Annotated in this window: 18 protein-coding genes and 1 tRNA gene; 13 read left to right on the top strand and 6 right to left on the bottom strand. The window is 63.3% G+C overall.

Going from position 1 to position 18153, the window contains the following annotated elements:
- Nucleotides 1–131: 131 nt before the first annotated feature.
- The 5 genes from rpiB to rpsD all read left to right on the top strand — a co-directional run bounded on the left by rpiB (nt 132) and on the right by rpsD (nt 3840).
- Entirely contained in the window at nt 132–581 is a 450-nt protein-coding gene (gene rpiB / locus ACMC5O_RS03825) for a ribose 5-phosphate isomerase B (protein ID WP_187707648.1), read from the top strand.
- On the top strand, nt 581–1885 hold the full coding sequence (gene glyA / locus ACMC5O_RS03820; protein ID WP_426693292.1) for a serine hydroxymethyltransferase: 1305 nt from the start codon (nt 581–583) through the stop codon (nt 1883–1885). Before rpiB ends, glyA begins: the two co-directional genes overlap by 1 nt.
- A complete protein-coding gene (gene nrdR, locus ACMC5O_RS03815; RefSeq protein ID WP_187707649.1) occupies nt 1885–2364 on the top strand; it encodes a transcriptional regulator NrdR in 480 nt (159 codons plus the stop codon). Before glyA ends, nrdR begins: the two co-directional genes overlap by 1 nt.
- Nucleotides 2361–3092, top strand: a complete 732-nt coding sequence (locus ACMC5O_RS03810) for an RNA methyltransferase (RefSeq protein WP_426693291.1) — start codon at nt 2361–2363, stop codon at nt 3090–3092. Before nrdR ends, ACMC5O_RS03810 begins: the two co-directional genes overlap by 4 nt.
- Nucleotides 3093–3225: 133 nt before the next feature.
- Nucleotides 3226–3840 (top strand): 30S ribosomal protein S4, encoded by a 615-nt coding sequence (rpsD, locus tag ACMC5O_RS03805; RefSeq protein WP_187707650.1) that lies wholly within the window; start codon nt 3226–3228, stop codon nt 3838–3840.
- A 57-nt stretch (nt 3841–3897) separates the two neighbouring features.
- Here the strand turns inward: rpsD and ACMC5O_RS03800 are convergent, their stop codons facing one another.
- The gene (locus tag ACMC5O_RS03800; protein ID WP_187707651.1) at nt 3898–5688 is read right to left on the bottom strand and encodes a M61 family metallopeptidase; all 1791 of its coding nucleotides are present in this window, start codon (nt 5686–5688) and stop codon (nt 3898–3900) included.
- A gap of 121 nt (nt 5689–5809) precedes the next feature.
- Between ACMC5O_RS03800 and ACMC5O_RS03795 the strand changes: the two genes are divergently transcribed.
- The 3 genes from ACMC5O_RS03795 (at nt 5810) to ACMC5O_RS03785 (ending at nt 8180) form a co-directional block, all read left to right on the top strand.
- On the top strand, nt 5810–6787 hold the full coding sequence (locus ACMC5O_RS03795) for an agmatine deiminase family protein (RefSeq protein ID WP_426693290.1): 978 nt from the start codon (nt 5810–5812) through the stop codon (nt 6785–6787).
- Nucleotides 6784–7635, top strand: coding sequence for an N-carbamoylputrescine amidase (gene aguB, locus ACMC5O_RS03790; protein WP_426693289.1), 852 nt, complete (start codon nt 6784–6786; stop codon nt 7633–7635). The genes ACMC5O_RS03795 and aguB overlap by 4 nt, the downstream gene beginning before the upstream one ends.
- A gap of 62 nt (nt 7636–7697) precedes the next feature.
- Entirely contained in the window at nt 7698–8180 is a 483-nt protein-coding gene (locus ACMC5O_RS03785; protein WP_426693288.1) for a YybH family protein, read from the top strand.
- On the opposite strand, the gene ACMC5O_RS03780 is transcribed toward ACMC5O_RS03785, so the two are convergent.
- The gene (locus ACMC5O_RS03780) at nt 8170–8838 is read right to left on the bottom strand and encodes a uracil-DNA glycosylase (protein ID WP_426693287.1); all 669 of its coding nucleotides are present in this window, start codon (nt 8836–8838) and stop codon (nt 8170–8172) included. The genes ACMC5O_RS03785 and ACMC5O_RS03780 overlap by 11 nt on opposite strands.
- A 23-nt stretch (nt 8839–8861) precedes the next feature.
- On the opposite strand from ACMC5O_RS03780, the gene folK reads away from it, so the two are divergent.
- Nucleotides 8862–9353 (top strand): 2-amino-4-hydroxy-6-hydroxymethyldihydropteridine diphosphokinase, encoded by a 492-nt coding sequence (gene folK / locus ACMC5O_RS03775; RefSeq protein ID WP_426693286.1) that lies wholly within the window; start codon nt 8862–8864, stop codon nt 9351–9353.
- A gap of 16 nt (nt 9354–9369) precedes the next feature.
- A tRNA-Lys gene (locus ACMC5O_RS03770) sits at nt 9370–9445 on the top strand.
- 60 nt (nt 9446–9505) lie between these two features.
- On the opposite strand, the gene ACMC5O_RS03765 is transcribed toward ACMC5O_RS03770, so the two are convergent.
- Nucleotides 9506–12292: a TonB-dependent receptor plug domain-containing protein gene (locus ACMC5O_RS03765; RefSeq protein WP_426693285.1), complete on the bottom strand. Its 2787-nt coding sequence runs from the start codon at nt 12290–12292 to the stop codon at nt 9506–9508.
- Nucleotides 12293–12447: 155 nt separating this feature from the next.
- Complete coding sequence (locus tag ACMC5O_RS03760; RefSeq protein ID WP_222949787.1) at nt 12448–13221, bottom strand: Crp/Fnr family transcriptional regulator; 774 nt, start codon at nt 13219–13221, stop codon at nt 12448–12450.
- Between the two features lie 71 nt (nt 13222–13292).
- Between ACMC5O_RS03760 and ACMC5O_RS03755 the strand changes: the two genes are divergently transcribed.
- The 3 genes from ACMC5O_RS03755 (at nt 13293) to ACMC5O_RS03745 (ending at nt 15270) form a co-directional block, all read left to right on the top strand.
- Nucleotides 13293–13718: a hypothetical protein gene (locus ACMC5O_RS03755; protein ID WP_187707654.1), complete on the top strand. Its 426-nt coding sequence runs from the start codon at nt 13293–13295 to the stop codon at nt 13716–13718.
- Nucleotides 13719–13783: 65 nt separating this feature from the next.
- A complete protein-coding gene (locus ACMC5O_RS03750; RefSeq protein ID WP_187707655.1) occupies nt 13784–14527 on the top strand; it encodes a cytochrome b/b6 domain-containing protein in 744 nt (247 codons plus the stop codon).
- Nucleotides 14524–15270 carry a molybdopterin-dependent oxidoreductase gene (locus ACMC5O_RS03745; RefSeq protein ID WP_187707656.1) on the top strand — a complete coding sequence of 249 codons (747 nt, stop codon included), beginning with the start codon at nt 14524–14526 and terminating at the stop codon, nt 15268–15270. Before ACMC5O_RS03750 ends, ACMC5O_RS03745 begins: the two co-directional genes overlap by 4 nt.
- On the opposite strand, the gene ACMC5O_RS03740 is transcribed toward ACMC5O_RS03745, so the two are convergent.
- Both ACMC5O_RS03740 and ACMC5O_RS03735 read right to left on the bottom strand, forming a co-directional pair.
- Nucleotides 15267–16436: an NnrS family protein gene (locus ACMC5O_RS03740; RefSeq protein WP_426693284.1), complete on the bottom strand. Its 1170-nt coding sequence runs from the start codon at nt 16434–16436 to the stop codon at nt 15267–15269. The genes ACMC5O_RS03745 and ACMC5O_RS03740 overlap by 4 nt on opposite strands.
- 114 nt (nt 16437–16550) lie before the next feature.
- Complete coding sequence (locus ACMC5O_RS03735; RefSeq protein WP_426693283.1) at nt 16551–18143, bottom strand: serine hydrolase; 1593 nt, start codon at nt 18141–18143, stop codon at nt 16551–16553.
- Nucleotides 18144–18153 lie beyond the last annotated feature (10 nt).

Below are 18153 nucleotides of genomic sequence, written 5' to 3'. Positions count from 1 at the left end.
TAGCTACATGGCCCCGCCAGCCGATTGTGCGGCTCAGTCAAGTCAGTCACCCTCGCGACCGAGATTGATCCTCGGAGCCTTGCGATGCGGTGACGGTGGCGCGTCGAGAACTTGCACGCTAGGAAACTGGCATGCGCATTGCCCTTTCCGCTGACCATGCCGGATACGTTCTGAAGGACCAACTCGCGAGCTGGCTGGTCGAGCAGGGTCATGAAGTCGAGGATCTCGGAACCAATGGTCCCGAAAGCGTCGATTACCCCCGCTACGGAGCCATGCTAGCCGAAGCGCTCGCTGATGGGCGAGCCGATCGCGGAATCACCGTTTGCGGGTCGGGAATCGGCGTTGCGATCGCCGCCAATCGCAACTCCGCCTGCCGCTGCGCCCAGGTCGCGGAGCCGCTTTCGGCATCGCTCGCCCGCCAACACAATGACGCCAACGCCATCGCCCTCGGCGCCCGGCTGATCGGGATCGAGATGGCCAAAGCCTGCGTCACTGCCTTCCTTACCAGCGATTTCCTCGGCGGCCGCCACCAACGGCGCGTCGACCAGCTGGCCAACCCCTCGGAACAGGAACCCGCCTGATGGCCTCCGCCGCCAATTTGAACGACGTCCAGCCCGACGGCTTCTTCACCCGCACGCTCGCCGACGCCGATCCGGCGGTCTTCGAGGGCATCAAGGCCGAACTCGTCCGCGAGCAAACGCAGATCGAGCTGATTGCGTCGGAAAACATCGTCAGCCGCGCGGTGCTAGAGGCGCAGGGCTCTGTCCTGACGAACAAATATGCGGAAGGCTATCCGGGCCGCCGCTACTACCAGGGCTGCGCGCCGTCCGACACGGTCGAGACCCTCGCTATCGAGCGCGCCAAGCAGTTGTTCGGATGTGGCTTTGCCAACGTCCAGCCGCACTCAGGCGCGCAAGCCAACGGCGCGGTGATGATGGCTCTGCTGCAACCCGGCGACACGATCATGGGCATGAGCCTCGCCGCCGGCGGTCACCTCACCCACGGCGCTCCTCCGGCCCAGTCGGGGAAATGGTTCAACGCGGTCCAGTACGGGGTTCGGCAGGACGACCATCTCGTCGACTTCGACGAGGTTGAGCGGCTGGCGAAAGAGAACAAGCCGAAGATGATCATCGCTGGCGGCTCGGCCTATCCACGCCATCTCGATTTCGCGCGCTTCCGCGCGATCGCGGATGAGGTCGGAGCCTATCTGTTCGTCGACATGGCGCACTTCGCGGGGCTGGTCGCAGCGGGCGAGCACCCTTCACCGTTCGGTCACGCTCACGTCGTCACGACGACCACGCACAAGACCCTCCGCGGCCCGCGTGGCGGCATGGTGCTGACAGACGACGAGGCCATAGCCAAGAAGGTCAATTCGGCCGTTTTCCCGGGCCTTCAGGGCGGTCCCCTGATGCACGTCATTGCCGCCAAGGCGGTCGCCTTCGGCGAGGCGCTGCAGCCGGAATTCAAGACTTACGCCAAGGCCGTGATCGCCAACGCCCAGACACTCGCCAACCGCCTCAAGGAGCGTGGCGCTGACCTCGTTGCCGGCGGCACCGACACGCACCTGGCACTAGTTGACCTCCGTCCGCTCGGCCTTACCGGCAAAGACGCCGACGAGAGCCTCGAGCATGCCGGCATCACCTGCAACAAGAACGGCGTTCCTTTCGACCCGCTTCCACCGGTGAAGACCAGCGGCATTCGCGTAGGCTCGCCGGCCGGCACGACCCGCGGCTTCGGCAAGGCGGAATTCCGCGATATCGGGGACATGGTTGCCGACGTCCTCGACGGTCTGGTCAAGAACGGACCGGAGAATAATGGCGAGGTCGAGCGCGAGGTGAACGGACGCGTGCGTGAACTTTGCGCGCGCTTCCCCATCTATAGCTGATGCGTTGCCCTTTTTGCGCCCATGAAGACAGCCAGGTGAAGGACAGCCGCCCGTCCGAGGATGGGGCGGCGATCCGCCGCCGGCGCCAATGTGAAGCCTGCGGCGCGCGCTTCACGACCTTCGAGCGCGTCCAGCTCCGCGATCTCACCGTCGTCAAGAAAGACGGCAAGCGCGAGCCGTTCGACCGCGCCAAGCTGGAGCGCGCCATCGGCCACGCCTGCCGCAAGCGCGACGTGGACCCGGCCAAGATCGACCGCCTCGTCAGCGGCGTTCAGCGGCAGATGGAAACGCAGGGGGATGAGGTCACATCCGTGAAGATCGGCGAGGCCGTCATGTTCGGCCTGCGGACGATCGACCACGTCGCCTACATTCGCTTCGCCAGCATCTACAAGGACTTCAGCGACCCGAGCGAGTTCGCCGAGATCGCCGAGCGGGTGGAGAAGGAATCCGTCCCGCCCGGCCACGACAAGTTGCTGTGAGCGCCAGCAAGCCCGTCATCGTCCTCGTCCGTCCGCAGCTTGGCCAGAACATCGGCAAGGCGGCGCGCGCGATGCTCAACTTCGGCCTCACCGATATGCGGCTGGTCGCCCCTCGCGACGGCTGGCCCAATCCGGATGCCGGACCGTCGGCGAGCGGCGCCGACATCGTTCTGGAGCAGGCGCAGGTCTTTGACACCGTCCAGGAAGCGATCGGGGACTGCTCGACCGTGTTCGCCTCCACCGTCCGCCGCCGCGATCTCGTGATGCCGGTAGTCACGCCCGAGAAGATGGCCGACAACATTGTCGCTTCGGCTGGCAGGACTGCAATCCTCTTCGGACCCGAACGCTCGGGCCTCGAGACCGAAGACGTCGCTCTATCGAACGCCATCGTCACGGTGCCCATCAACCCCGAGTTCGGCTCGCTCAACCTTGCTCAGGCTGTGATCCTGCTCGCCTACGAATGGTCGAAGCGGTCGGAGCTGGCGTCGCCGACGGCCAAGGAGCTGGAAGAGCCCGCCCCGCACGGCGAAGTCGAAGGTATGATCGCCCAGCTGGAAGAAGAGCTCGACGCCAAGGGCTATTACCACCCGCCGTCGCGGACCCAGGCGACCAAGAACACCATCCGCACTATCTTCACTAAAACCGGCTGGTCGTCGCGCGAGGTGAAGGCCATCCGCGGAATCATCCGTGCCCTCGTGGGCCCGAGCCGAAACCGCTCTGAAACTTGACCTCTGGCGCCCTCTCCCCTAGGTGCGCCGCTCGCAATTGATCCCGCATGCCCGGTGAAGCGGTGATCGCGTAGAGCGCAATGCTCTGCGGTGCGGTCCCGGGCGCAACGATAACGCAAGTTGGAGAATTGACGTGAGCAAGCGCTCTAGCGCCAAGTATAAACTCGACCGCCGCATGGGTGAGAACGTCTTCGGACGCCCCAAGAGCCCGGTCAATCGCCGCGAATATGGTCCCGGTCAGCACGGCCAGCGCCGCAAGAGCAAGGTGTCGGACTTCGGCATCCAGCTCCGCGCCAAGCAGAAGCTGAAGGGCTATTACGGCGACGTCACCGAGAAGCAGTTCAAGCGGACGTACCAGGAAGCGAGCGCCATGAAGGGCGACGCTTCGCAGAACCTGATCGGCCTGCTCGAGCGCCGTCTCGACATGATCGTCTACCGTGCCAAGTTCGCGCCGACGATCTGGGCGGCCCGCCAGCTGGTCAGCCACGGCCACATCCGCGTCAACGGCGTGAAGTGCAACATCGCCAGCCGCCGCGTGAACGTCGGCGACGTGATCGAGCTCGGCCCGAAGGCCCAGGAAATGGCTCTCGTGATTGAGGCGCAGAGCCTCGCCGAGCGTGACGTTCCCGATTACGTCTCGCCGGACGGCACCTCGAAGGTGACCTACACCCGCGTTCCGACGCTGGACGAGGTTCCGTACCCGGTCCGCATGGAACCGAACTTGGTCATCGAATTCTATTCGCGCTGATCTCTCGATCGGTTCGAACAAGCGGGTCGGTCCTTCGGGGCCGCCCTTTTTGTTTGATCAGTTGGTCGGGTACGGCGCCAGCAGCCAGCGCTGGTAAAGCGCCTTCTGAGCCGCGGTCGGACGAGCGACCTTCACCACCTTCGGCTTGTTCTTCGGGATTGAGCCAAGCGTCAGCTTCTTCTGAAGCAACTGATCGCGCCGGAAGTAGCTGACCGTGACGACCTCTCCGGCCTTCCGTTCCATCAGCGCATCCTCGAAGCGGTCCTTCGTGACGCGCCTGCCATCGAATGCCGTGATGATATCGTCCGGAACGAATCCGGCATCCCAGGCGGGACTACCCCGCTCCACGCCCGTCAGCTTCATGCCGCCCTCGGCCTGATCAGCTTTCCAGCCCGCCCATGGATTGGTCGGCACCGTCTTGTCGCTGTCCTCATAGGAAATGCGAAGGCCGACGGCGGCGAGCAGGCGAGCAAAATCCACCGGCGCTGGAGCGTCGACGTTCCGCGTCCACCAATCTTCCCAGGAATGACCCGTCAGTTCGGCAAGGATCGCTTTCACGTCTGTCGCATTAAAACCTTTGCCCTGCTCCGACGGGAATCGTCGGTACAGCGCCTCATGGACATTCCGGTACGAAAGCTTCCCACCGCTTTCCTGCAGGAGCTTGATGTCGAGCAGCCAGGAGACCAGCGATCCCTCCGCGTAAATATCCGCCCAGGCGTTTGTCGCGCGGTCACCGCCGGGTGCAATCCACTCGTCGAATGACGTCGACGCCACCGACTGCGCCGAGGCTCCGGGCGTCCGTCGATAATGGTCGACCGCATCGGCCAGAGCAGCGAAATATTCGTCCGGCTTCATGATACCGGCGCGAACCAGGAATTGGTCGGCGAAATAGTCGGTCGAGCCTTCCTCCAGCCAGAGGAGGTCTGTGTAGTTCTCCTCCTGGTAGCGATACGGGACCATCGCGCTCGCCCGGTAGGCCTTCACGTTCCAAGTGTGGATGAACTCGTGCGAGGCCGTGCTGAGGAATTTCAGGTACTTCTCGCGCGGCTGAAATGAATTACGCGGGATCTGGATGACCGTCGAGTTGCGGTGTTCCGTTGCCCCGCCAACGCCGTCCGTCGCGTGGATCATGAAAACGTAGCGCTGGAAGGGATAGGAGCTCCAGATGCTGGGAGCCTGCGCGACAATCTTCTTCAGGTCGCCAACAGTTTGAGTTGTGTCGTAATTCCCATCGCCCCAGAACACGACCTCATAGTCGCGGTTGCCTTCCTTGAACTGGAACGAGCGGTTGATTCCCGTCTCGATCGGGGAGTCGACGAGGATGTCCCAATTAGCGCCCTTGAACCGGTCCGCGCCATCGGATTGCAGGCCCGAGAAGCTGCGCCATCCGGCAGGCACCTTGAGCGAGACGGTGACATCGTCCGCGCGGGACGCGTCGGAGTACATGAACACCGCAGAGGCATCGAGATATGCGTGGCTGTCGTCGATGTGGCGCGACCGGAGGCCAAGCTCGTTCGCGTAGAGATCATATTCGACGGTGACCGGACCAGTGCCGGCCCGCTGTATCCGCCACGTGGACTTGTCGATCTTCTGCCACGGCAGGGAATGGCCATTACCCTCGCTTGCGGAGAACTGGCTCACGCCGTTCGCGAGGTTCAGGATCTGGTATCGCCCTGTACGCCACGCCGGCATCTTCAAATCGAGAGTGTTGCCGGTAGTTGCCGGGAAGGTGATCCTGACCTTGCCGCTGTGATGCTCAGGCGATGTCAGGTCGATCGCGTAATGGACGGTCGCTTCCGCCGTACTGGTGAACGCCAACGCAAATGCGGCAACCGCCAATCTCAACATCCGTCACTCCCCGCCGTAGATCCGCAACTGTTAGCAGCAGCGAGCGAAAGGCACATGCCGGATCGACGAACGGTGCGCGGCAATCTTTGCTCTTCGTTTCACAACGCTTTAGGCGCGCGCGATGACTTTGCCTCCTCTTCCCGAATGGGCGCCTCACGAAGCCGTCTGGATCGGCTTTCCGTCAGATCCAGAGCTATGGCTTTCGGACTTGAAAGAAGCCGAGAAGGAGGTGGCGGCCTTCGCAAAGGCCGTGCACGCCGGCGGCAAGGGTGAGCAGGTCTGGCTCGTTGCCGCTCACGAGGACGCCGCGACGAAGGCTCGCCAGCTCGCGCCGTTCGCGACCGTGATCGTCGAGAAGTTCGGCGACATCTGGCTTCGCGACAGCGGGCCAATCGTCATGGGCTCGGGCAAACAGCGCCGGGCGCAGGGTTTCCGCTTCAACGGCTGGGGCAACAAATACGATCTCGAAGGCGACCAGGACGTGGGCGAGCGCATCGCGAAGGCCGCGTCCCTGCCATACGCGCAGGCCGATTGGGTGCTCGAAGGCGGAGCGATCGACGGAGATGGGTCGGGCACGGTTATTACGACCGAGCAATGCCTTCTGAATCCCAATCGCAATCCCGGCGCGACCCACGAGGACATTGAGGGCCGGCTGGAGCATGATCTCGGTTTCGAACGCGTCGTCTGGCTCGGCGAAGGTCTGCTCAACGACCATACCGACGGTCACGTCGACAATCTCGCGAGGTTCGTGGCCCCCGGCCGCGTTGCGATCCCCACGGCGGCGAAGGACGACCCTAACGAGACCGTCTACCGCGATGCTGCCAAGCGACTGAGGGCAGCAAGGCTCGATGTTGTCACTCTGCCCTCGCCCGGCCGCATCGAGAGTGAGGACGGAGACGTCATCCCGGCGAGCTACATGAACTTCTACATCGGCAATGCCGCAGTCATTGTCCCGCAGTATGGCGCTCCGAACGATCGCGCTGCCGTGGACGTCGTCCAGGCGCTGTTCCCTGGCCGCGTTGCAATCGGGTTGCGCGCTGACCATGTGCTGACCGGAGGCGGAAGCTTCCACTGTATTTCCCAGCAGGTTCCCGCATGACCAAGCTTACCGTCGCCGCGCTTCAGCTCGCTTTCACCGAAGACACGGTCGCCAACATCAAGGCGGTCGCCGACCTCGTGCGCGAAGCGGCTTCGAAAGGCGCGGAGGTCGTCCTTCCGCCGGAACTGTTCGAAGGCCCTTATTTCTGCCGCGTCGAGGACGAGAGCCTGTTCGCGAACGCGCGCCCGACTGCCGAGCATCCCTCGGTCCTTGCGATGCAGGAGCTAGCGAAGGAGCTCAAGATCTGGATCCCGACCAGCTACTTCGAGCTGGACGGCCCGCATCATTACAATTCGCTCGCGATGATCGGCCCGGACGGGAAAATCGCCGGCGTCTACCGTAAGAGCCACATTCCCGACGGGCCCGGATACGAAGAGAAGTTCTACTTTCGGCCCGGAAATACCGGTTTCAAGGTTTGGAACGGACCGCACATGTCGACGCTCGGCGTCGGAGTCTGCTGGGACCAGTGGTACCCCGAAACGGCGCGAGCGATGATGCTGATGGGCGCGGACATCCTCTTCTACCCGACCGCCATCGGCACCGAGCCGCACGACCCCGACCTCGACACGTCGCGCCTGTGGCGGAGGGCGATGATCGGTCACGCCGTCTCGAATGTGGTTCCCGTCGTCGCCGCCAACCGGATCGGCACCGAGCACGGGCAGCGCTTCTACGGCCACAGCTTCATCTGCGACGAGCGCGGGGACATGCTCGCCGAGTTCGGAGCGGACGAAACCGGGGTGCTGGTTGCGACGCTCGACCTTGCGCAGGCGAAGAAGCACCGCGCAGCCTTCGGGTTCTTCCGCGACCGACGGCCGGAGCTTTACGGACGGCTCGTCGAGGATCGCTGATCCTCATTGACTCAAAAACGTTAGAGGCGCTTGTTCCGCCCCTCAATGATGGGGGACGAATCATGCGCACGATACTGACTTGTGCCGTCCTTATGGCCTGTGCCGCGTGCACCCAGAATGCGCCCTCTCCGTCGGCAAAGCCCGACACAGCCGCCGAGACCGCGGCGATCGAGAAGCTGGAGCAGGCCCAGATCGCGGCAATCACGGCGCGGGACCCGGCGAGCGCTACTTCGCTCTACGCCGACGACGCGGTGTTTATCGGTGATCGCGGCGAAACGAGCCGTGGCAAGGAGGCCATCGTAGCCGGGTTCAAGAGCTTCCTGAGCGATCCGGCGATCAAGGTCGATTACAAGCCAGGCGCGAAGGTCTTCAGCGAGAGCGGCGACATGGCCTACTCGACCGCAGAATATACGGAGACCTACACCGATTCCGCGACGAAGAAGCTCGTCAACATAAAGGGAACGAACCTCAGCGTCTGGAAGAAGCAGCAGGACGGAAGCTGGAAGCTGGTCGCCGACAGCAATCCCGCCGGCCCTACCGGATAAGGGAAAGAGCCCGCTCGAACACAGCCTCGAACATCGGGCGGTCGAGCCGCCCGGTGTTCTGGTTGTAGCGGGAGCAATGATAGCTGGAGAGCAGCAGGCGGCCATCGGCCGCTTTCGCCTCCGCGGCATGGCCGAACTTCGTGGTAGTCGGGGGCAGACCCAGTGCCCGCGCGGCGGCGACGTGGGCAATCTGGCCTAGAGCGAGAAGCACGCGAACCTTGGGAAGGGAAGCCAGCGCGGCTTCGAAGTAATTGCGACACGTCCTGATCTCGCCCGGCTCCGGTTTGTTGGCCGGCGGAAGACATTTCACCGCGTTGAGTATCACCGCGCCCTTTAGCTTCAACCCGTCGGTCGGGTCAGCGCCATACTCACCCTCCGCCAACCCAAACTTGAGCAGCGTCTCGTACAGCAGCTCGCCGGCATAATCGCCGGTAAAGGGACGGCCTGTGCGGTTCGCGCCATGCTTTCCAGGAGCAAGGCCGACAATGGCCAGCCACGCCTCGGGATCGCCGAAAGCCGGAACCGGCGCATTCCACCAGTCGGGATGCTCGTCGCGGCATTCGTGGCGGAAGATGACCAGCCGCGGGCAGAGCGGGCAGTCGCGCGGAGCCTCGGCATTGGGGACCGGCGACAGGTCGGCGGGGCTGGCGAACTGCATGATCGTGCCGTAGGCGACCCGCTGTGTCAGGCGCAACGCAACTCTATGCCATCGCCATCGGCTCGAACCGGCCGCACGGCCGTCATGGCCGGCCGCCGCAGGTGATCGAGGCCGCTATTGCCAGGCTCGATCAGCAGTTCGGCCTGTTCGACGCAGCTCCGATAATCCTCAACCCGGCGCACGGCGGCGCAGGCCGCGATTTTGCCAATTCCGTTGCCCTGATCGAGAGCGCGCTGGAGCCGCCCGAAGTGCTGCGGCAGCTGAAAACGATCGAGCGGGAGTTCGGCCGTCGGCCCGGCCGTCGCTGGGGCTCGCGGGTGCTCGACCTCGACATCATCGTCTGGAGCGGCGGAAACTGGAGCGAACGCGGGCTCTCCATCCCGCATAAATCCGCGACCGAGCGCAGCTTTGTGATCGGCCCTCTGGCAACGATTGCTCCTAGCTGGCGGATCGACGGCCACCAGACTGCACATCATTTCGCCCATCGCCTTGCCCGCCGCCGCCCTCGCAGGTAACGGGGCACGGCTGGTCGGGCCCTTAGCTCAGTCGGTAGAGCAACTGACTTTTAATCAGTAGGTCGCTGGTTCGAATCCAGCAGGGCTCACCAGCACCGAACTCGCCCGACACCCGTTGGAAACAGGGCGGATTGAAGCCCGCCCGCCACCTCTCAGAACGTCACCGAAACCCGGCCGTAAACGTAGCGGCCATTGAAGCCGAACGGCGAGAAGATCGAGTACGGGATGTAGATCTGGTTCACGGGGTAGACGCCACCGACCGACGTTGGTCGCGGCCCGAACGGCGAGCGGTCAGGATACACGTCGAACAAATTGTCCGCACCCAGCGCAAACTCGGTGCCGCCACCGGGCTTCCAGCGAAGCTCGGCGTCGGTGATCCACTTCGCGCCGAGGAAGATATCATCGGGGCCGTATGCGGTCAGGCTCGTCGGATCGGAGATTGGCGCCGCGGCACCCGGAGACACGACCTTGCCGTAACGGGTGGTCCGGGCGGTCAAGCCCAGCTTGCCGAAATCGCCATCGGCGCTGAGGACGATCTTGTCTCTCGGCTGGCCCTTCGTGAACCGAAGGCCTTCGACTCGGCCGAACAGGACAAGCCCGGGAATTTGCGCGAGCGGGCCAAGTGCGTTCAACCGCTTGTCGATCTTCGTCTTGTTGTAATTGTAGGCGGCAGTCAGCGTCCAGCGGCCGAGGTCGCCGGCGCGGAAGTTGTAGGCGCCGACAAGGTCGATGCCCTTGGTGGTAGTGTCGAGACCGTTGATGAAGAAGCGAGCCGCGCCGACGCTCGGGAATCCGTTGGCATCGAGGATGGCCTTCACCGCGGCGTTCTGCGCCGAGGTTCCGCTACCCGCGGCACCCAGGTTCTCGGTCAGGACGATGCGGTCCTTGATCTTGATCTTGTATAGATCGGCGGTGAGCGTCAGGCCGCGGAACGGGTTTGCCGTAGCACCAAGGCTGAGGTTGACCGACTTCTCGGGCTTGAGCGGCGTCGAGCCGAGCGCCTGGGCTACTGGGCTGTCCACCGCGACGGTCGAGATGTCGACTGGCAAGCCTCCGATGAAATTGGTCGATGTCGTGGTGAAGAATTGCTGGTGAAGCGACGGTGCACGGAAGCCGTTCGAGACGGAACCGCGGATCGCATATCCCTCAATCGGCTCGTAGCGAGCGGCAAACTTGCCGTTCCAGGTCGAGCCGAAGTCGGAATAATCCTCGAAACGACCGGCGAGAGTCGTCGTGAAGCCCTCGAACGGATCGGTATCGAGCTCGGCATAAGCGGCCCAGCTGTGGCGGCTCTCGTCCGTCCTGCTGTTCTCCGGAATGCCGGGGAAGCCCTGCGCACCGACCGGAGCCTGGCGGCCCGGGAAGCTGCAGATGCCGGTCGAGACGTTGTAAACGCCCTGCTCGGTCGCGCAGTTCGCTGAGGTGGTCGCAAAGGACGCGCGGAAGAGAGGACCGATCGCCCAGGAGAAGGTGTCGCCCGGCCGGATCTTGAACTGCTCTCGACGATGCTCGGCGCCCACGGCGACCGAGAGCGGCTTCGCGAATCCAATGTCGAACTGGTTCGAGAAGTCGAGGTTGAAGATCGTCTGTCCATAGCGCAGGCCACCCGCGTCGAAGTCGCTGGGGCTGTCCGGTCCAAAAGATGAGTTCAGCGTATCGTGGACTTGATAATCGAAGCTGTCGTGGCCTCGACCGACGGAGAAGTCTGCCTTCCAACCCTTGATCTCGCCGCGGACGCCGACGGTCCCGGCATAATCCTCGAGTTCGGTCTCGATCAGGGGGAGAAAGCCGATGTCCGTCAGCGGCACGAAATTTGCTGCGGTCGGCGAGACGTTGGGCGCTAGCGCGCTCCAGTCCCGGTTCGCCGAATTGCTTTGCTGGCGCCAGTTGGCGGCGCTCTCCGCGTTGCGGTGCCCGTACGAGCCGAACGCGTAGGCTTCCCAGCCGGGGCTGACCTCCAGGCCGGCGTTGAGGAAGAAATTGTAATCCTTCGAATCCGGGTCGCCGAAGCGGAACTGAAGCCGGTTGAAGCTGACTTCCCGTGGGTCGAACGCAGACGTCGGCCGAATGAAGTTCGGTCGCAGGTCATATCCGGCACGGTTGGTACGGTCGCGGTTGTGAAACTCGCCGGTGAGATTGATGTAGCCGTTAGGGCCGATCGGCAGGCCGAGGTTCGCGGCGAGCGTCACCTGGGTCCCGTCATGTGCCTTCCGCTCCCCGTCCATATTGGCGAGGAAGTAGCGGCTGTCGGTGGGATCGAGCTGCGGCTGGCCGTTGGCGTCGAGTTGCAGGCCGGTAACCCGAGCCACGTCATTGATCGTCGTGTAATATTGTCCGTAGGTCAGGCTGACCCGACCGCCGTGGTTGGCGTTCTTGATCTGGATGTTGATGACGCCGGCGATGGCGTCCGAGCCGTATTGCGCGGCCGCACCGTCGCGCAACACCTCGACCCGGCCGATGGCAAGGCTGGGAATGAGGTTCATATCGACTGCGGCGCTGCCGCGACCGACCGTGCCGTTGATGTTGAGCAGCGCGGACACGTGCCGGCGCTTGCCGTTGACGAGGACCAAGGTCTGGTCGGGGCTGAGGCCGCGCAATGTCGCCGGGCGAAGCGCGTCCGAACCGTCGGCAATGGATGGCGACGGAAAATTGAAAGACGGTACTAGCTGGTTGAGGATCCGGTTCGTCTCCGTCTGGCCAGTATTCGCGATCGCTTCCGAACCGATCACGTCCACCGGAACGGGGCTGTCGGCCACGGTTCGGTCGGAACGCCGGGTACCGGTGACCACGATCGTCTCTTCGTCGGGCGTGGTGCTCTGCGTCGCCGCAGCTGGAGCGGGTTGGGCTGCAGGCTGATTGGTCTGCTGCGCCTCAGCGGCGGTCGCGAATGCGAAAGGGCTGAGGGTGGCGAGAAGCAGGCTGCGGGAATGGAGTTTCATGGTGGCTCCTTGATGCAACAACGGTGCGTATCTGGCTGAAGCACAAGGAATTCTGAAAAGGCGTCCATGGCAAGCAGTGCGCCCTGGCCGTCTCAATTCTGTCGCACTGCTGTTGCAGTGCAGCAACATAGTTACCGCTGCATTGGAGGGCCTGACTAGGCGTCGAGATCGCCCGCCGCGACCTGCTCAAGAGACGCGCGATCGAGGATCTCGATGCGGTCGATTGCATCCAGCCGGATCAGCCGCTGCCGCTTCAGGAGAGCGAGTACCCTGCTCACAGTCTCTTTGGTCAGGCCAAGATAATCGGCAATGTCCGAGCGGCTCATCGGCAGGCGGATGAAGCGGATTTCGCCATCGATCGCACGCTCGGCGCGCTCCGCGAGCGCAAGGAAGAAACTGGCAAGGCGCTCCGTCGCCGTCTTGCGGCCGAGCAGGACCATCTGCTGCTGGGCGGCGGCAAGCTCGTGCGCAGCGAGACGATAGAGCTCACGCTCAACCTCGACATTCTCCTCGACGAAATTGTCGAAGCGCGAGCGCGGGAAAGAGCAAAGCTGGGAATGCTCGAGCGCCTCCGCTGTGAAGGCATGCTCGTCGTCGACGCTGATGCCGAGGAAATCGCCAGGCTGCATGAACCCGGTCACCTGGCGGCGCCCGTCGGGAAGGAGCTTGTAGAGCTTGATCGCTCCGCTGGTGAGGGTGAACACGCTCATGGCGGGATCGCCTTCGTGGAATAAAGGTTGCCCGGCACCCAGCCGAAGTTGGTTGCCCATGCCCCGAAGCTTCGAGAGCTTGTCGCAGTCGAGCACTCCGCAAACGGCCGCCGTGCGGACCGCGCAGCCCATGCACGGATGTCCTGCAGGTAGGGTGCTTTGGTGGCGGACAGAAGGTGCGAGCACGGGCGGCCTCTTGCGTTTGATGATCTGGATCATTCGATAGAGTGACCTGCCTCAAACCGGACATACGCATCTTCCCGTAGTCGCGAAGGTGGGAGGTCTGCGCGATGCCCGATTTGAGGATCCGACAACTCGATCGTGAGGACGTAGCCCGTGCATGGCCGCTGGTGAGGAGCAAATCGCGCCTTTCTTCTCTGTCCGGCTGGAATCGGTTCGCGCACGACCTGTTCGAACGAAGCGGCGGAATCATAGCCGTCTCGGCGGAAGACGGCTGCCTGCACGGGATCGCGACGTACGAGCCAATCACGAAAGGAAACTCCGGCCGAGTACTTAATGTCGAAATCATGGTGGCCTTCGAGTTGAGCCGAAGGGCGCCGGTTCGGCAGGCGCTTTGCGACGCGCTGCTCGGCTTCGCGCGGCTTTTCGACTGCGATTCCGTGCGTATCACGATGCTCGACGGCACAGTCGTCGAGCATCCAGCCGGACCGGCGGGCGCGGAGCAATGCCGCGAGGCCTCTCGTAGAGTAGAATAGAAGCCAGCTCCGCTGCTCCGAGGCTACCGCTGCTCCCAGGCTTCCGCTACAGAATGCGGTGAGCGATGAATCGCATCGAGATCGACGAGCCCGCACCCGCCGAGGCCTCTCAAGTCGTCGTCAGACACAGGCTCGGCACGCGCATCTGGCACTGGGTGAATGCGGTGACCGTGTTCGTCATGCTGATGTCCGGGCTTATGATCTCCAACGCTCATCCGCGACTCTACTGGGGCAATTACGGCGCGAACTTCGATCACGCCTGGCTCCAGCTCCCGCGCTTCCCCGGATGGCTGACGATCCCGTCCTACTACAGCCTGTCCGGTGCCCGCCGATGGCACCTGGCCTTCGCGTGGCTATTCGCCGCCGGGCTGGTGATCTTCCTGCTCGTCAGCCTGTGGAACCGGCACGTTCAACGCGATCTTGCTCCGACGCGCGATGAGCTTCGGCCTCGCCACATCTGGCACGACATCAAGGAGCATGCCCGGCTGAGCTTCCCGACCGGTGAGGCGGCGGCGCGCTACAACACGCTGCAGAAGCTGAGCTACGGCGCGGTGATCTTCGTGCTGCTGCCTCTCCTCGTACTCACCGGCCTTGCAATGGCGCCGGCAATGAGCGCGGCATGGCCGTGGCTGGTAGAAGCGTTCGGGGGCCGTCAGTCGGCGAGGTCAATCCACTTCCTTTGCGCAGCCGGAGTCGGCCTGTTCATCATCATCCACCTGATCATGGTGGCGCTCGCCGGCCCGGTGAACGAGATCGGGTCGATGGTCACCGGCCGCTTCAGGCTTCGCACGGAGGCCGGTCAACAATGATAAGCCGCCGCAAGTTCATCGCCGCCGGTACCAGTGGATTGCTGGTCGCAGGCTGCGACAGGCTCGATCGGAGCGAGACCTTCCGTGGGATCCTGCGCTCATCCGAAGGCCTGACGATGAAGGCGCAGCGGCTGATCACATCTCGCGACGCACTCGCGCCCGAATATCGCGCAGCGGACATGTCGCCCATCTTCCGATCGAACGGGACCCGGCTTCCGAATACGAACGAATACGCCCGGCACCTGAACGAGAACTTCGCCAACTGGCGCATCAACGTGGATGGCCTTGTGGCGCGCCCGCTATCCATCCCGATCCAGAAGCTGCGCTCACTACCGCATCGGACCCAGATCACCCGGCACGACTGCGTCGAAGGCTGGAGCGCGATCGGAAAATGGCACGGCGTCCCCTTGGCGACGATCCTGGGAGCCGCGGAGCTGAGCACGCGCGCCAAGTATATCGTGTTCCATTGCGCGGACCGGTTCGGCGACCGGCAATATTACGAGAGCATCGACCTCATCGATGCATTCCACCCGCAGACCATTCTCGCCTGGGCAATGAACGACCGGCTGCTCCCGGTTCCGAACGGCGCGCCACTCCGGCTGAGGGTGGAACGGCAACTCGGCTACAAGCAGGCGAAGTACATCCAGCGCATCGAAGCGGTTGAGAGCCTTGCCGGGGTCTACGGCGGCCGTGGCGGCTACTGGGAAGATACCAACGATTACGAGTGGTACGCGGGCATCTAGGCGCTTTCACCCAATCTCGGGCGCCAGAGGACTGGCGCGTAGGCGATCAGGAACAATAGCAATGCGCCGCCCCAGGCCAGGCCAGCAACCTCGATCGCAGGGCGATAGTCGAGAAGCTGCAACGGTGCTGAAACGCGCAGCAACGCGCCAACCGTAATCAGTCCGTAGATGGCGACCGTCGCGCCATTTGCCTTCAGGTCGCGGCCGGTGTGACCGAGGCTCGCGCGGGTCATGACGGCAAGGATCATCGTCGTCATCGCGCCTGCGGTGAGCGCATGGATGGCGGCGCTACGGGGGATCGGCACGCCAATTTGGCTGGCACCCAGCAGGGCCAGGCCAATCGGAACCCAGGCGTAACCGACATGGAGAATGAGGACGAGCGGATCGGAGACGGTGCGAACCCCGCTCCAGCGTGCGAGCCGGACGAACTGAAGGGCGGCTGCGGCTAGCAACAGGCCCCCTGAGAGATAACCTGCCGGAGCTGTGACCCAGCCCAGCAAGGCCAGAGCCGTCGCTCCGATGACAAAGATGTCGAAGCGGCCAGGCTGCGACGGCAATCTCAATTTGACACCCTGCTTCATGAGCCAGTTACGGGTGAAGGACGGGGTTATCCGTCCCCCGATCAATGAGATCATCAGGACGACGAGCGACAAGGCAAACATCCAGCCGAGATCGCTGTTGCCAATCAGGCCAGCCGCGCCTGCGTGATCGAGCGCATTGGCAAATCCGAAGAGGAGCACCATCCCGACAATGGGCAGGTTTCGGTTTTTCGACTGGAGGACCTCGCGGGCTCCAACTAACGCAAGCGTTAGATAGAAGCCGACGTCCAGCACCGCAGGAATCAAGCGGCCAATCTCGCCGGAGAAAAGGACGGCAATTCGCGCTGCAAGCCACAGGCCGAACAGCGAAGCGAGCGGCGGACCGGCGATCGGCAATCGCCCTGTCCAGTTCGGAATGGCCGTGAGCAGGAACCCGGCGACGATTGCACCCACGAAGCCGAACAGCATTTCGTGCCGGTGCCAGCTGAGCGGCTCGAACGCCGTTGGCAACGAGACCTCTCCGGCGAGAGTCCAAATCCAGAGCGCGAGTGCGATCAGCCCCCACGCCGCTCCCCCGAAAAAGAATGGCCGAAATCCGCCACGCAGGAATGGATGGGTTGCCGCCATCCGGCTTCTGCGGAGCGCAAGCATCTGTTCACCGCGCGTTATCATGCTCGAGCGAGTAACGCGCTCCTCGCACGGGAAGGATAAGTAACTTCCCTAGGATCGGCTAACGCAAGTTTACTTGCTCGCGGCTGCGGGAGTGAACAGCAGGTCCTGATAGTCCCAGCTGAAGTCCGCTCTCGGCGAGACGGGTTTCATCGTTATCCGGTTGACCTTGCCGTCGGCGCCGATCGAAAATGTAACATAGGCCGGCTCGACCCAGTCGAGTGACGGATTCATCCTGAACGTGTCGTACTGATAGTGCGTCAGCGGCCCCTCCATTCCCGTCGAGTGCGGGAATTCGATCGCGAGATTATGCCCGGCCTGACGCACCTTGATCGTGCCGTACCAAGGGTCGGTGTAGTCGCCGACGTAGTTGGCTAGTGGAAGCGACGGACCGATCTTGGTGGGCTTCGCTTCCGCGGTCCGAACCGCCTTCGCCGCCGCGTTCAGGCGAGCGACCTTGAAGGCGTGCCACTTCTCCGGCCAATGGGCTTGCGGATGGCCGAGATAATGGTCCAGCAGCTCGTACAGCAGGCCGCGGATGATCTCGCCGTCCTCGCTGTTCGACGCGATGAAAATGCCGACGTTCTTTTCCGGCAGGAGAGCGACAGTCGCCTGCGACCCGAGCACGGCGCCATCGTGCCCGACGACCTGAGCGCCGCGATAATCGGACAGGTCCCAGCCAAGGGCATAGAGATCGTAATGGGGCTGCGCCGCAGCGAACTCGGGCGGATATTGCGGGACTGGCGTGATGACCGCCCCAGTCCACATTTGCTCGGACTGTTCTTTTGAGAACAGCCTTTTCTCGCTGCCCGGGATCTTGCCCCGCCCAAGCTGCGTCAGCAGCCATTGGCTCATGTCGTTGGCGCTGATTGCCAGCCCGCCGGCCGGCGCAGCGTTTTGGGCAATTGTCGCATTCTCATCGAGCGGAGCCTGCGTTCCCATTCCGTGAACTGGGCCGTCGTTGCGGCTGTGCGGCCGCGCATGATTGGGATTTGCCTGGAATTCCTTGTCGGTGTTGGTCGAACTCTTCATCCCGAGCGGGCCGAAGACATGGTCGTGGATATACTGCTCCCACGTCTTGCCGCTGACTTCCTCGATCAGCTGGCCAGCCGCCATGTAGAGGATATTGTCGTAGGCATAGCCGCTGCGGAAACTGCTCGTGGGCTTGAGGTAGCGGATACGCCGCACCGTTTCCTTGCGCGACAAAGTGCTGTTTGGGAGGAACAATAAGTCCCCCTGGCCAAGGCCGAGGCCGCTGCGGTGGACCAGCAAATCACGGATCGTCATCTCGCGCGTGACCCACGGATCCCACATGCGGAAGTCGGGCATGTAATCGATGACCTTGTCGTCCCAGCCGAGCTTGCCTTCATCGACCAAAGTCGCGAGCGCCGCGTTGGTGAAAGCCTTGCCCGTCGATCCGGTGAAGAAGATCGTATCGGCATCGACCGCCTTGTTCGTGGTGACGTCTCGAACGCCCCAGCCGTGCGCGAGGGTGACCTTGCCGCCCTCGACGATGGCAATGCTGACTCCGGGGACGCCGATGTCTCTCCGAAGCTGCTCGACCCGCCGCTCGAACCCGGCCGGCGGGGCGGCGCTAGAGGTGCCGCTGAGCGCGGCGAGCGAGACTGCCGCAAACATTGTGCGCAACGCGACACGAGGCTTCATTGCATCCCCC

Source organism: Sphingomonas sediminicola (assembly GCF_049991885.1).
Taxonomy (GTDB): Bacteria; Pseudomonadota; Alphaproteobacteria; order Sphingomonadales; family Sphingomonadaceae; genus Sphingomicrobium; species Sphingomicrobium sediminicola.
This window is presented reverse-complemented; position numbering and strand designations above follow the sequence as displayed.

Bases quoted from the DNA above. Each gene is read 5' to 3' on its own strand.
- rpiB (WP_187707648.1), top strand. From the start codon at position 132: ATGCGCATTGCCCTTTCCGCTGACCATGCCGGATACGTTCTGAAGGAC.
- glyA (WP_426693292.1), top strand. From the start codon at position 581: ATGGCCTCCGCCGCCAATTTGAACGACGTCCAGCCCGACGGCTTCTTC.
- nrdR (WP_187707649.1), top strand. From the start codon at position 1,885: ATGCGTTGCCCTTTTTGCGCCCATGAAGACAGCCAGGTGAAGGACAGC.
- ACMC5O_RS03800 (WP_187707651.1), bottom strand. From the start codon at position 5,688: ATGTTGAGATTGGCGGTTGCCGCATTTGCGTTGGCGTTCACCAGTACG.
- ACMC5O_RS03795 (WP_426693290.1), top strand. From the start codon at position 5,810: ATGACTTTGCCTCCTCTTCCCGAATGGGCGCCTCACGAAGCCGTCTGG.
- aguB (WP_426693289.1), top strand. From the start codon at position 6,784: ATGACCAAGCTTACCGTCGCCGCGCTTCAGCTCGCTTTCACCGAAGAC.
- ACMC5O_RS03785 (WP_426693288.1), top strand. From the start codon at position 7,698: ATGCGCACGATACTGACTTGTGCCGTCCTTATGGCCTGTGCCGCGTGC.
- ACMC5O_RS03780 (WP_426693287.1), bottom strand. From the start codon at position 8,838: ATGCAGTTCGCCAGCCCCGCCGACCTGTCGCCGGTCCCCAATGCCGAG.
- ACMC5O_RS03765 (WP_426693285.1), bottom strand. From the start codon at position 12,292: ATGAAACTCCATTCCCGCAGCCTGCTTCTCGCCACCCTCAGCCCTTTC.
- ACMC5O_RS03760 (WP_222949787.1), bottom strand. From the start codon at position 13,221: ATGATCCAGATCATCAAACGCAAGAGGCCGCCCGTGCTCGCACCTTCT.
- ACMC5O_RS03755 (WP_187707654.1), top strand. From the start codon at position 13,293: ATGCCCGATTTGAGGATCCGACAACTCGATCGTGAGGACGTAGCCCGT.
- ACMC5O_RS03750 (WP_187707655.1), top strand. From the start codon at position 13,784: ATGAATCGCATCGAGATCGACGAGCCCGCACCCGCCGAGGCCTCTCAA.
- ACMC5O_RS03745 (WP_187707656.1), top strand. From the start codon at position 14,524: ATGATAAGCCGCCGCAAGTTCATCGCCGCCGGTACCAGTGGATTGCTG.
- ACMC5O_RS03740 (WP_426693284.1), bottom strand. From the start codon at position 16,436: ATGGCGGCAACCCATCCATTCCTGCGTGGCGGATTTCGGCCATTCTTT.
- ACMC5O_RS03735 (WP_426693283.1), bottom strand. From the start codon at position 18,143: ATGAAGCCTCGTGTCGCGTTGCGCACAATGTTTGCGGCAGTCTCGCTC.